The following is an 11,372-nucleotide window of genomic DNA, read 5'->3' as shown; positions in this document are numbered from 1 at the left end:
TGATTTTAATTAGACACTTTAATCGTAGCACACGAGGACAAATGATGTCCTTTTTGCGTAGAAAAAAAGTGCTGATGATCAACTCATCAACACTAAAAAGTTTAGACCCCAAAGAAACGGCCTCACTCCAGATGAATACTGGAATGAAGCCGCTTAGAAATAGATTCAATTTTATATTATTTCATTTGTTAACTTGACAGGGCGTAGTACATTTTGACTAATGGAAGACTTTTTTGCTTAACGCGGTGTTTTTAATTTCAAATTAAAGAAGTATGAACCGCCAAAAACGACTAATGCATAAACAACTCCGGCAAATAGCGGCTGGAATGGATTGTACGTTCCTAAGTCAGTTGCCTTATTTTCTCCAGCGATCCAATAAACGATATTACCGATCCATGTCATTCTGACTGGTCCGTCAACGTTTAAACCACTAACAACAGTCGCAGCAATGAAGAAAACGATTGGCACACCAATCACTAGCGCAACTTGAATTCGACGATCAAACAAGCTTAAAATACTGCCGGCCAAAGTCCAGCTAGCTGCCATACAGATCGTAAATAAGACCCACACGATAAAGGAAACCATGTTTCCAACTAGTGCATTGGAGAAGAAGTGCGCGTACATTTCACGCATTCCAAACAAGTCGTTACTTAACGCTTCAGAATTAAATGGCGAAATAGCGAAATTATAAATGACACTTACGATACAACCAAAGAGAGCTAAGACACATGTCGTCAGCGTCCGGGCGTAAAAGTAAGTCTTACGTCCGACCCCGTTTTGGATCATAAATTGAAAGCCGTCATATGGCAAGACACTATAGAAAATCAGGAAGAGTAAAATCGCAAATTCTAAAATACCTGACGGTAAAAAGTCGCTGACTTGAATCGTACTGATTCGTCCCATTAACGTCGTGATTAGCAAGGGCACAATGGTCACGGCAATTAACACGCACAAGTAAGTCCAGCCGAGTAAGCTAAGTCCTCTTTTTAATTGGTACTGAAAAGCCTGCTTAAATTTCACCTTAGTGCACCTCACTTTCGCGGTTAGTTAAGTTAATAAAGAGTTTCTTTAAATCAATTCCATCGACACTGACCGTATCCGGTAAGATCCGCTCATCATCGAGTTTGCCAAAGACATAGTCCGAGCGCAATTTGCCCAAACTATCATGACCGATCACGTTGAGACCTTTCGTGTATTCTTGAACCTGTTTTTCTGGTCCAGTGACCGCATAACTGCGAGCCAATAAGTTCTCAGTCGAGTCATTCAAAACTAAATTACCATCTTTGATCAACAAGACATTTTCGATCAAGCCCGCGATTTCTTCGATCAAATGCGTCGAGATCACGAAGGTCCGTGGTCTGTCTGCATAAGTTTCCATCAGTTCCTGGTAAAACAGTTCCCGGTGGTTGGCATCAAGTCCCAGTGTGGGTTCATCCAATAAAACCACGTCCGCATCAACACTCAAAGCAATAATATCTTTTAAAATTGAGTGATAACCGGTCGATAAACGGCTAAAACGTAAATTTTCGTTCAAGCCAAATTTGGCCGTGAGTTGGTGGGCTAATTCAAAATCAAAGCCTGGATAAAAGAGCGCCGTTTGTCGAAAGATCTGAAAGACCTTCATCCGACTCGGATACAGATTTTGTTCACTCATTAAATAGATTTTTCCGAGTGCTGCATCATTGTTAATATTACTTTGTCCATCGATTTGAACCTCGCCAGAACTGGCTGGGATCCGGTTCGTTAGGATATTCAGCAACGTACTTTTACCTGCCCCATTTCGTCCTAACAAACCATAGATCGTGTTTGGCTTTAACTGAAAGCTAATTTCTTTGAGCACAGTTTGTTTGCCGAAGGTTTTACTGATCTGGTTTAAAGTTACCTCTGTCATTCTTGTGTGAATCCCCTTTCTACCAAGGATTGGATCGTTGCTTGATCTAGACCCAAGTTCCGCGCTTCAACCACCATCTTAACGATATAATCTTGAAAGAACTGGTCTTTACGCTTGGTTCTAATTTTTTCTTGTGCATCCTCTAGGACAAACATTCCCAGACCACGCTTTTTTTGAATCAAACCGTTAGCGACTAAAATATTCATTCCCTTTAAGACTGTTGCTGGATTGATCTGAAAGTCACGCGAAATTTCGGTAGTGGATGGGATCTGTTCTTTAGCCGCAAAACTGCCTAAAAAAATGGCATTTTCAATTTGTTCAGCTACTTGCAGGTACAATGGTTCTGCACTGTTAAAATTAAATTGCATTATCATCACCAAATTTCATTACTGGCACTCCTTGCTTACTCTAGCTCTTTATTATTTATCAATTTCTACTGCTGGTAAGACGATTTTTTGGTACAACTTAACTGTGATCCAGTAGTAAATCAAGTATAGTACTACGAAAATCAAGAATGGCAGCCAAATTCCCTGATATGGTGCGATCAAGAGGGTCTTAAACAGTTGTAAGCCGAATAAAACGTGGATCGTTCCTAAAATTCCAGGGAGAGCGTACAAAATAATTATTTCCCGGGAAATAGACCGACGTAAGACTTGCTTGCGCACTCCCAGTTTGTTCAACATTTCGTACCGGTGTTTATCACTATTAGCACCGCTTAAGATCTTAAACATTAAGCAGCTGGCTAACATTGCTAAAAAGGCAATTCCTAAGAAGAAGCCCATGAATTCAAAGCCGCCAAAGGCCTCTAAGCCGCTCAAATAACTAGAATAGCCGCCAGGAATGTTGGCACGTTGTTGCTGGAACGTCTTCGGATAAATCGTCTTAACAATTTGATCCAATTTTTCCTTGCTTTGTTTGATATCTTTAACTCGGAAAACAAAGAGTTCTTGTTGTGGTGCTTGGATCTCAGCGTATTTTTGAGCAGAAACTACCTTAATTTCTTGCTCAAAATCGCCCTGCAAGTAATAGAGCGACCCAGGATTTTTCTGTAAGGTCTTCCCATCCCGGCTATCATAAGATGCAACTGGTTTTTTGCCTTTAGAGATAGCCTTCATCCATTTGTCGCTGACATCCTGGAGTGGTTGGCGGTCAAACTCATCTTTTTCATAGTAGACTGCTTTTTTAGTTGCTTTAAATGAATAGCTAGACTTTCTGGCCAGCTTCAAGTCGTTGGTTTGCTTTTTAACTGCTTGACTAGGATTCTTTAATGCCATCGTATAGCCACTTGAACCTTGAGTAAACAAATCTGCTTCATTACCAAAACCCATCCCAACTGTAATTGCCCCTAAAGCTAAGGCAAATAAAATAGAAACTGTCGCTAAGATCTTGGTATAGTTACGAATTCTAAAACTTAACTGTGACAGGGTAAAATTATTGATTCCCTGTTGTGCCCAGCGGGTCTTTTTTAGTAACACTACTAACCAGACAAACACAGCGTTAAATAAGAAATATGAGCCGAAAACGATTGTCACTAAGGCAATCGGAATACTTGCCAACTGAAAATCAACAAAGTGTTTCATCACATAGTAACCAAATGCTAACAAACCGAGGCCTAAAACAATTTGAATAGTTTGGTTCACTGGTTTTAACTTGGGACGGTTTGGTTGACTGTCACCTTTTAAGAGTTCCAAAACTGGTGTTTTGATCAGTTTCCGCCGGTTGATTAGACCCGCAACAACAAACAAGATCAAGTATAAAGCGAGTGTCAATACAACAGCCTTCACTGATAGTGCCTGGAAGTTAGGTAAATCCATTTGGACAATTTTCTCCATCAAGTAGTTACCTAAGGAAGCTGTTAAAATGCCCCCAAAGATAATCCCGACCATGCTAGAAAGAAAACCGATCACTAACGTTTCTGTTAAAATCAGGCGGCCGATCTTAGCGGGTTTAGCTCCTAACATCATAAAGATGCCGTAATCATGTTGCCGCATACTGAGTAAAAACGAGTTAGCGTAAAAAATATAGACTAACGAGATAATGGTTAATAAGACTGAACCAAACTGAAAGATAAATGAGGCAGAGTCCATTCCATTGGTACTGCTGCTCAAAAAGCTAGAGTTGGTTGCCAATGTTTCAAACATATAGAAGACCGCGCTTGAGATGATCAAGCCGGTAAATAGGACTAAGTAGTCACGTAAGCGGCTCTTGATCCCTGTAAAAGCTAACTTCCCTAACATTTATACTTAGCCTCCTGACCCTGAAATGCACCTAAGTCATCGATAATTTGTTGGTAGAATTCTTGTCGGCTTTGGTTGCCGCGCTTTAATTCTTGCCCGATCTGACCATCTTGAATAAACAAGATTCGCTGGCAGTAACTAGCTGATAATGGATCATGAGTTACCATCAAGATCGGCACATTTTGCTCCTGGTTAACGGTTGTTAACATTTCCAATAAATCGGTCGTGCTAGAAGAATCCAAAGCACCAGTCGGTTCGTCACCGAACAAAATAGCTGGTTGACTGATCAAAGCCCGTGCTGCGGCAACCCGTTGTTTTTGTCCACCAGAGATTTCATTAGGATACTTGTCCAAAATTCCAGTGATCGATAACTGTTCAGCTAAGCGTTTGATCTGTGGTTGAACTTTTGCCATTGGAACATTTTGCAGCGACATTGGCAAGGCAATGTTTTCGCTGTTAGTTAGGTTCTCTAACAAGTTAAAGTCCTGGAAGATAAACCCAATTTTTTTCGCCCGAAAATCAGCGACATCATTTCCCTTTAAGCCAGTGATATTTTGTCCATCGATTTCGACAGTTCCTTCACTCGGTTGGTCTAAAGTCGTTAAGATGTTCAAGAGCGTCGTTTTCCCAGAACCTGAAGCTCCCATGATCCCGACAAATTCGCCGGCGTGCACGTCAAAACTAACCCCTTTTAAAGCTTCATATTGTTTTTCGCCTTTACGGCCATATATTTTTTTAATGTTTTTTGCTGAAACAATTGCTTGATTATCCATAATTGCATTCTCCTGTTTCTAGATTAGTTAATTAGTTGGTTAATTACTTGTGTAACTAACTATAATGGTTCGGATTGCCCCTGTCAACTATTTCAGCCTAAATTAATTACAATTTTTTTCAAATGTGCCAAGCTAGTAACCAAGCTAACACCTTATATTGACGTTACAAAATGTAATTAGATCATGCACCATAGACATCACCAGCATTAGTAAATTGCTAACCTTCACAATCAAAATGACTATAAAGAAAAAGCCCTAATCTATCGTAAGTAGACTAGTGCTTTGTGTTATCTTGCTACAGATCTTATTTCGTTTCGCAAGCTCAGTATTTTTTAAATTCTGCCTTTTCGCTGCCTTCCTTGCTCTTTACCTGCAAAACACTCTATGTTTCACGTGAAACATTATTGACTAGTAAAAAACACTAGCCAACTTCGCTAGTGTCCCAGCAACTAATTAATTTTTTTCACCCGCCAGTATTACCTGAGTAAACTGCTGGTAGTGCGCCAGAATATCTGCGGGTAACTGTGGATTCGTGATCAATCGGTCGACGTCATACAAATTATAGAACTGGTAAAAATCGTCCCGGTTAATTTTAAACTGGTCAGCCAAAACAATCTTTTCTTTCGCATTGTTAAGCGCCACACTCTGTGAGGTTCCTTCTTCGGTATTGGCCGTCATCATACTTTCATTATGAATACCATTCACACCTACAAAAGCTTTATTAAACTTCAATTCTGCCAAGGTGTCATTTGCCAAACCGCCAATAAACGCCCCTGAACGATGCCGATAATTACCGCCAACTAGAATTAAGTCGATATTCTTCTTCGATTTCCAACTCTGAAAAATCGGTAAACTGTTAGTGACAACACGCAAACTAGACATGGTCGGCAAATAGCGTTCGATCAGTTCCTGGGTCGTCCCCGGACCAATATAGATCGTATCGCCTTCTTCGATCAGTTTTGCCGCTCTTTTTGCGATCTGCTGCTTTTCTATCAAGTGGATCTCTTTTTTCTCCAAATGAGTCAGCTCATTATTCTCACTACTGTCGATGCTTTGCGCGCCCCCATGGACTCGCACCAGTTTACCGCTAGCTGCTAGTTCATCTAAATCACGGCGAATCGTCATATCTGAAACATCCAACTGATCGATCAAGTCTTTCACGGTAATAATACCGTGCTTTTGTACTAATTCCTGAATTGTTTGTAATCTTTCTCGTTTTAACATCTTTATTTCACCTGCCGTATCTCTCAAGCTAATACTATCATTTAATCCGCTAATAGTATTTTATCCTTATCATACGCTAAAATGTACGGCTAAAACAGTCTAAAAGTAACAAAAAAGCACCGGCATCAAACTAATGACACTCGCTGCTTTTCAAGCTGATTCATCGCTATTTTTAATGTTGTGAGCTTATCGTTGATAAACTTGCTGACCGGCTAAATAAGTCGCCTGCAGTTCGATTTCAGGATCAACTACAATGTAGTCAGCCGTTCGTCCTGCAGCAATCAAGCCGCATTCATCATCGATTCCCACACTGCGGGCTGGAACGTAGCTGGCCATCTTAAAGGCATCATACAAACCAACCTGGCCCCATTGGACTAAGTTTTGTACGGCTTGGATCAGCTTTAGGACACTGCCGGCTAAGCTGCCGCCGTCTTTCAAACGAGCCGCACCGTCCTTGACGATGACTGGAAATTCTCCCAACTGGTAATCGCCTTCGGGCATTCCGCCAGCACTCATACAGTCGGTCACCAGGGCAATCTTATCGCTACCTTTTTCAGCAATCAATAGGTTCGCAGCCCCTGGCTCAACGTGGTGACCATCGCAGATCAGTTCCGCAAAAGTATTCGGGGTACTCATTGCCGCGCCCACTAATCCGGGCGCATGGTGGCTTAAGCCACTCATCCCGTTAAAAGTATGCACAAAGATACTAGCACCCTCATAAACGGCTGCCAGCCCCTGCTCATAGGTCGCAGAGCTATGGCCCAAGCCGACCTTGACTCCTGACTGGCTCACTTTTTCAATAAACTCGGCGGTTCCCGCGCGCTCCGGTGCCACAGCGATCTTCTTTAACATTCCCTGAGCCGCAGTTTGCCAGCGGTCAAAGGTCTCTAGGTCTGGGTCGCCCATATATTCCGGATTCTGGGCGCCTTTATGCTCCGTCGTGAAAAATGGTCCTTCAAAGAAAATTCCTTTGATCCGGGCACCAGTCACATCCTGGTAACGGCTGCTGATCAACTGACAGGTTTCCGTTAAAGTTTCAGTGCCAGCTGTTAAGGTAGTGGGTAAAAATGAAGTTACCCCACAAGACAAGAGTCCTTGAGAAATCGCATTTAAGCCGGCAAAATCATGGTCCATCACGTCATGGTCGTCATAACCATGAATGTGCGTATCCACCAGTCCCGGCGCAACGATCTGCTGACCTAAATCGACGATCTGACCTTCAGCCGGCCGGTCCGGAGTGTAGCGGCCAAACTTGCCATCCTTGACTTCCAAATAACCATTCTCAGCTAAACCTGAGGCCAAAATAAACTTAGCTGCGTGCAGATAATAATGCATAGCTTATCCCTCCCCGTCTTATGCTAATGGATGGATCGTTACACCTTTGACCACCCGGTTAACTGTGCCTGTTGGTGAAGGAGTATCTGGTTTATTCTTGATCTTGACCGAGGTCAATAACGCTAAGGTTTGCGCAAACATCACGTCAGCTAAGGCCAAGTAGCCGTCTGGTAATAACTGTCCGCCGCTAAATTCGAACTTATCACCACTAAAGTTTCGTTTGCCTGCCTGACCAACCGTAACGGTCTGTAAGGCAATTTGGTCACCTTTGATCTCTTCCATCACATCTAAGTCATAGTCGCGGGTATATTCGTCATTATTTACAAAATCAAAGACCAGGGTGCTTTCATTGACGAATGATTTTGGTCCATGCCGGAATCCCATCGAGGAGTCAAAGACAGTCGCAATTTTACCAGCGGTCAATTCTAGAACTTTCAACTGTGCCTCACGGGTTAAGCCTGCTAAACTACCAGATCCCAGATAAATGAGCCGACTAAAGTCCTGATCAACGATCGTTTGAATTTCTGCTTCCCGTTTAACGACCTCACGTCCTAAGTCGCTGACCTGAGCGACATACTGTGCTTTGGTCTCTAAATCAGTCTGGTCAAACGTCAATAAAGCCGCTAAGGTCATACATGAAAAACTACCAGTCATCGCAAAACCGCCATCGTTGGATAATTCTGGCATCAATAATACGAAAGTATTTTCTGCTTGTTTCCCATCAACTGCCAGGGCACCATCTGCTGCACAAGTGATCATCAAATGGTGGATGTTTTTCACCTTTTGTTCAGCTAATTTGACGGCAGCCACACTTTCAGGACTATTTCCGCTACGAGCAAAGGACACTAGCAAAGTTGGTTCGTCTGACAGTAAAGTTTCTTCTGGAGCAGACACGATATCTGTACTGCCAAGACTTTCAAACCGGTATTCACTGCTGGCACTATTTCGACGTAAATATGGCACCACTGTATCCCCGACATACTGAGAAGTCCCCGCGCCGGTGAAGACGACCCGGACTGGGCCATTAGCCTGGGCTTTAACTGCAGTTAAGAAATCCGTCAAAGCCGACAAATGGTCCCGATAAATTTGGAGTGTTTCTTCCCACAGTTGTGGTTCCTGTTTAATTTCTCTGGTCGTAATACTTGCACCTAATTTTTCCAATTCTGCTTGAGCTAGTTGATACATTTTCAGTGTCCTCCTTCTTAATCGTCGTCAGTCAACTGTTGCAACTGAGCATTCACATCACAAATTCCATTCGTTCCGCCGCTAACTGGATTAGGGTCTTGTCCCAACATGGCGGCATTTAAATAATCAATGACCATCGCCATATTCATTCCGGCGTACAGCTTGAAGGTCGCTCCGCCTAATAATAATTTGGCTGCCACATTGCACGGTGTCCCGCCATATAAGTCGGCAAAAACCACAAAGTCCTCCAAGTCTTCTGTCGCTTGGGTAAACTCAGCTAAAAATTCTGCTGGGCCTGCTTTTGGCTCTAACGCAACCGTCCGAATGTCTGGTTGTGGTCCCATGATAAGTTCCACACTTTTCTTTAGTTCAACGCATAAGTTTCCGTGACTGATCAATACTAATGGTGCTGCCATTACTTTTCACCCTCATTTTTATTTTTGAATGCAAAACAAGACAGAAGTATGTCCACATCTGTCCTGTTTTTGACGTCAACGTTCAAACCTGAGCTGCACTTATTTGGCAATGATACCCAAGGCTGACAAGGCAATCGAAACAATTAACACAATGAAAATTGCCCGGGTCGACGTCATATTCTTTTTACCTAACATCCAGTAGATCACTCCAGCAATCCCAGCTGGCAAGATCTTTGGCATTAACATATCCAAGGTGTTCTGGATATCCAACGGAACTTTTCCAAGCATTGGCTGCCAGCCGATATGGACGTTGATCATAGTAGCAACTAAGGCTCCAACCATGAAGACCCCTAAGATCGTGGCGGCATCTGTCAACGCACTCATCTGGTTTTGCATGGTGGTCACTAAGTTGACCCCTTCTTTATAGGCAAACTTCAGTTGTTTCCAACGGAAGACCATAATAAAGATATTAGCTAAGACCCAGATGAAGACCCCCGTTGGGTTACCGTTGATCGCCATGTTAGCGGCAATCGTCCCAAAAATCGTTGGAACCAAGGCGGCAAACAATGAATCACCGATTGCAGCGAAAGGTCCTAACAAACCTGCTTTGATCCCGGCTACAGCGTCCAAGGATTCGGCTCCTTGTTTTTCTTCCAGAGCTAAGTCGATCCCGGTAATGATCGTGTTAAAGAAGTTTGACGTATTAAAGAACTGGACGTGCGTCTTCATCGCTTGCTTCAATTCAGGTGTATCATCACCGTAGATTTTACGCAATTGCGGCAAAATCAGGTAGAGATACCCGGTATTTTGCATTCTTTCGTAGTTCCAACCTGATTGAAACAGGAACAAACTCCGACGGTTAATTTGTTTAAAATCCGCATCTGTTAGTTGATAATTTTGCTTTTCATTAGAGTTCGTCATCTTCGATTTCCCCCTCATCATTATTTGCTGAGCTTGAGTCTTGACTAGGTCCGCTTGGTCGATTATTGTTGGCCAAACTATTCTTGTAACTGATTGCTGCCAAACCAAAACCAATCAAAGCGATCGCAAGCATTGGTAGTGAGTTAAAGGCACCTGTGAAGCCTTTAGCGACACCTTGTAAACCAGTTCCCAAAGTTTGCACGTTGGTGAAGATGGTCGACAGTAAAGCTGTCAAAGTAAAACCTAAGACCAAGTATGGGAAGTGTTTCTTGACTGGCAAGTAACGAAGCAAAATAGCAAAACCAACTGCTGGCAAGATCGCACCAGCGACTGCAAGGCCATCGCCCAGCCACTTCAGGTCTGTGTTCAAATAATTAACTACTCGTGTAACTAAACCGCCACCGAAAGCTAAGGCTAAGAAGACTGGCAACATCCGTGACAGTGCCCACGGCAAGTTCCCCAATAAGAAATTACGATTAATTGCAGAATAATTAAAGTCTTCAATATTCTTATCAATTCGATGAGCAAAATACGTGTTAGCGAAGCGAGCTAAAATATCCGTTTGAATCATTAGTGATGCCACTGGAACCGCAATTGCAGCAATAGCTTGTTCCGGCTTCATTCCGATCGCAACAGAGAAAGCTGTCGCTAAAACAGTTCCGGAGTTCGCATCAATTCTGGAAGCGCCGCCAAAAGTTCCGACACCTAAGATCGTTAATTGCATACTACCACCAATTAACAAACCGGCCTTGACGTCACCCATGATCACACCAGTAATAAACCCAGCAAAAACAGCTGACCCAGCACTAGAGTTGATTTCCAGTTCGTCTAAGATCTGGTAACCTGCATAGAGGGTCAAAAGTAAGATCTGCCACCATGAAATGTCCATTAGAAATTCCTCCTTTTTAACTTTGCAATAGTTTCATAAAATCTTCAGCTTTAACACTTGGATTAAGTTGGGCAAATAAGTGGACGCCCTTTTCATCTAACTGCTTAAAATCAGCAATATCTTCGGCGGTGACTGAAATTTGATGTGTCACTGTCTTTTGGGCATTGCCTCGTGCCAAAGTCCCCACGTTCACATCAGCCAGTTGAACCCCAGCTTCCACTAACTGCACTAAATATTTCGGTTCTTTGACCACGATCAACAAACGTTGACTGTCGTATTTGCCCGCTAAGATATGGTCAGCGGCTTTAGCGACAGGTAAGACACTCAAGCGAACGCCCGCTGGTGTTGCGAGTTTTAAGCCGCTCTTTTCGATCTGACTTTCTGCCACATCGTCATCGATCACCATGATACGTGAGATCTGTAATTTAGTGACCCACAAGTTCGCCACCTGACCATGGATCAAACGTCCATCTACTCTAGTTCCAATAATACTCATTTGTA

Annotated in this window: 12 protein-coding genes; all 12 read right to left on the bottom strand. The window is 42.8% G+C overall.

Features of this window, described 5'->3' with window-relative positions; genetic code table 11:
- Nucleotides 1-237 precede the first annotated feature (237 nt).
- The 12 genes from LPAF129_RS09390 to LPAF129_RS09335 all read right to left on the bottom strand — a co-directional run bounded on the left by LPAF129_RS09390 (nucleotide 238) and on the right by LPAF129_RS09335 (nucleotide 11,367).
- Entirely contained in the window at nucleotides 238-1,020 is a 783-nt protein-coding gene (locus tag LPAF129_RS09390; RefSeq protein ID WP_244056576.1) for an ABC transporter permease, read from the bottom strand.
- Nucleotide 1,021: 1 nt separating this feature from the next.
- Nucleotides 1,022-1,891 carry an ATP-binding cassette domain-containing protein gene (locus tag LPAF129_RS09385; protein ID WP_244056574.1) on the bottom strand — a complete coding sequence of 290 codons (870 nt, stop codon included), beginning with the start codon at nucleotides 1,889-1,891 and terminating at the stop codon, nucleotides 1,022-1,024.
- Nucleotides 1,888-2,259 carry a GntR family transcriptional regulator gene (locus LPAF129_RS09380; protein WP_244056571.1) on the bottom strand — a complete coding sequence of 124 codons (372 nt, stop codon included), beginning with the start codon at nucleotides 2,257-2,259 and terminating at the stop codon, nucleotides 1,888-1,890. The genes LPAF129_RS09385 and LPAF129_RS09380 overlap by 4 nt, the downstream gene beginning before the upstream one ends.
- Nucleotides 2,260-2,310: 51 nt before the next feature.
- Nucleotides 2,311-4,128, bottom strand: coding sequence for an FtsX-like permease family protein (locus tag LPAF129_RS09375; protein ID WP_244056569.1), 1,818 nt, complete (start codon nucleotides 4,126-4,128; stop codon nucleotides 2,311-2,313).
- A complete protein-coding gene (locus LPAF129_RS09370; RefSeq protein ID WP_244056567.1) occupies nucleotides 4,122-4,901 on the bottom strand; it encodes an ABC transporter ATP-binding protein in 780 nt (259 codons plus the stop codon). Before LPAF129_RS09370 ends, LPAF129_RS09375 begins: the two co-directional genes overlap by 7 nt.
- A gap of 453 nt (nucleotides 4,902-5,354) precedes the next feature.
- Nucleotides 5,355-6,125 carry a DeoR/GlpR family DNA-binding transcription regulator gene (locus tag LPAF129_RS09365; protein WP_244056564.1) on the bottom strand — a complete coding sequence of 257 codons (771 nt, stop codon included), beginning with the start codon at nucleotides 6,123-6,125 and terminating at the stop codon, nucleotides 5,355-5,357.
- A gap of 186 nt (nucleotides 6,126-6,311) precedes the next feature.
- Entirely contained in the window at nucleotides 6,312-7,460 is a 1,149-nt protein-coding gene (nagA, locus tag LPAF129_RS09360; RefSeq protein WP_244056561.1) for an N-acetylglucosamine-6-phosphate deacetylase, read from the bottom strand.
- A gap of 18 nt (nucleotides 7,461-7,478) precedes the next feature.
- The gene (locus LPAF129_RS09355; protein ID WP_244056559.1) at nucleotides 7,479-8,645 is read right to left on the bottom strand and encodes an AgaS family sugar isomerase; all 1,167 of its coding nucleotides are present in this window, start codon (nucleotides 8,643-8,645) and stop codon (nucleotides 7,479-7,481) included.
- A gap of 17 nt (nucleotides 8,646-8,662) precedes the next feature.
- Nucleotides 8,663-9,061, bottom strand: a complete 399-nt coding sequence (locus tag LPAF129_RS09350; protein ID WP_244056556.1) for a PTS sugar transporter subunit IIA — start codon at nucleotides 9,059-9,061, stop codon at nucleotides 8,663-8,665.
- Between the two features lie 99 nt (nucleotides 9,062-9,160).
- On the bottom strand, nucleotides 9,161-9,982 hold the full coding sequence (locus LPAF129_RS09345) for a PTS system mannose/fructose/sorbose family transporter subunit IID (RefSeq protein WP_244056553.1): 822 nt from the start codon (nucleotides 9,980-9,982) through the stop codon (nucleotides 9,161-9,163).
- The gene (locus LPAF129_RS09340) at nucleotides 9,969-10,871 is read right to left on the bottom strand and encodes a PTS mannose/fructose/sorbose/N-acetylgalactosamine transporter subunit IIC (protein ID WP_244056550.1); all 903 of its coding nucleotides are present in this window, start codon (nucleotides 10,869-10,871) and stop codon (nucleotides 9,969-9,971) included. Before LPAF129_RS09340 ends, LPAF129_RS09345 begins: the two co-directional genes overlap by 14 nt.
- Nucleotides 10,872-10,887: 16 nt before the next feature.
- Nucleotides 10,888-11,367: a PTS sugar transporter subunit IIB gene (locus tag LPAF129_RS09335; RefSeq protein WP_244056548.1), complete on the bottom strand. Its 480-nt coding sequence runs from the start codon at nucleotides 11,365-11,367 to the stop codon at nucleotides 10,888-10,890.
- Between the last annotated feature and the right edge of the window lie 5 nt (nucleotides 11,368-11,372).

It is taken from the genome of Ligilactobacillus pabuli, assembly GCF_022836475.1.
GTDB lineage: Bacteria > Bacillota > Bacilli > Lactobacillales > Lactobacillaceae > Ligilactobacillus > Ligilactobacillus pabuli.
The sequence above is the reverse complement of the archived record's forward strand: the minus strand, read 5'-3'. Positions and strand labels throughout refer to the sequence as shown.

Bases quoted from the DNA above. Each gene is read 5' to 3' on its own strand.
- LPAF129_RS09385 (WP_244056574.1), bottom strand. From the start codon at position 1,891: ATGACAGAGGTAACTTTAAACCAGATCAGTAAAACCTTCGGCAAACAA.
- LPAF129_RS09380 (WP_244056571.1), bottom strand. From the start codon at position 2,259: ATGCAATTTAATTTTAACAGTGCAGAACCATTGTACCTGCAAGTAGCT.
- LPAF129_RS09375 (WP_244056569.1), bottom strand. From the start codon at position 4,128: ATGTTAGGGAAGTTAGCTTTTACAGGGATCAAGAGCCGCTTACGTGAC.
- LPAF129_RS09370 (WP_244056567.1), bottom strand. From the start codon at position 4,901: ATGGATAATCAAGCAATTGTTTCAGCAAAAAACATTAAAAAAATATAT.
- LPAF129_RS09365 (WP_244056564.1), bottom strand. From the start codon at position 6,125: ATGTTAAAACGAGAAAGATTACAAACAATTCAGGAATTAGTACAAAAG.
- nagA (WP_244056561.1), bottom strand. From the start codon at position 7,460: ATGCATTATTATCTGCACGCAGCTAAGTTTATTTTGGCCTCAGGTTTA.
- LPAF129_RS09355 (WP_244056559.1), bottom strand. From the start codon at position 8,645: ATGTATCAACTAGCTCAAGCAGAATTGGAAAAATTAGGTGCAAGTATT.
- LPAF129_RS09350 (WP_244056556.1), bottom strand. From the start codon at position 9,061: ATGGCAGCACCATTAGTATTGATCAGTCACGGAAACTTATGCGTTGAA.
- LPAF129_RS09345 (WP_244056553.1), bottom strand. From the start codon at position 9,982: ATGACGAACTCTAATGAAAAGCAAAATTATCAACTAACAGATGCGGAT.
- LPAF129_RS09340 (WP_244056550.1), bottom strand. From the start codon at position 10,871: ATGGACATTTCATGGTGGCAGATCTTACTTTTGACCCTCTATGCAGGT.
- LPAF129_RS09335 (WP_244056548.1), bottom strand. From the start codon at position 11,367: ATGAGTATTATTGGAACTAGAGTAGATGGACGTTTGATCCATGGTCAG.